The organism is Methylobacterium sp. WL116 (assembly GCF_008039455.1).
In the GTDB taxonomy this organism is placed as follows: domain Bacteria; phylum Pseudomonadota; class Alphaproteobacteria; order Rhizobiales; family Beijerinckiaceae; genus Methylobacterium.
The window spans coordinates 1-622 of sequence record NZ_VRUV01001057.1 but is presented as its reverse complement, the minus strand read 5'-3'; the positions used below and the strand labels follow the sequence as shown (position 1 = coordinate 622).

Below are 622 nucleotides of genomic sequence, written 5' to 3'. Positions count from 1 at the left end.
GGGCTGGGCCGCCGCGACGATCCGCACCGACGGGGCCGGCGACTTCAGGTCCCGGGCGGTCTGGCCGGGGCCGGGGATCTCGCTCCAGCGGTAGCCGCCGCCGTCGCAATCCTGCTCGACCGGAAAGTACACGGTCGCGCCCGGCGCGAAGGCGTCGGAGACCCGGGCGAAGAAGGTGAACTTGTCGATCTGGTCGTCCGGCAGGGCGCCGCCGGTCCAGGTGATCGCCGTGACGCCCTCGGACACCATTCCGTGGAAGGACTGGTAGGGCCTGGCGTAGGCGCCTCGCGTCGTCGTCACCTGCCAGCCGGGCTTCGGCATCGGCTTGGCGCCGACCATGCCCTCAGGGATGGTGACCCTGACCCTTATGGTGGGCCGGCCGTCGCAGCCGTGGTTGATCTGCACGACGCCGCGATAGGCCGCGTTGGGGCTGGCCTCCTTGCGGTCGAGGGTGGCGTGGGCGAAGGCGGGAGGGCCGGGCAGGACGAAGCCGAGCGCGACGCAGAGGCCGGCACGCGTGATACGGGACATGGCAAAGCTACCGTCTGGCTGAAGGGATCGGGCGGCGATCGGTTCAGGCGACGGGCGGACCTCGCGGATGGGCGATGGCGCGGGGCGGCGC

At 72.2% G+C, this 622-nt stretch carries 1 protein-coding gene; it reads right to left on the bottom strand.

Going from position 1 to position 622, the window contains the following annotated elements:
- On the bottom strand, positions 1-531 hold a 531-nt coding region (locus FV223_RS29380), incomplete at its 3' end, for a YcnI family protein (RefSeq protein ID WP_147730083.1).
- Between the last annotated feature and the right edge of the window lie 91 nt (positions 532-622).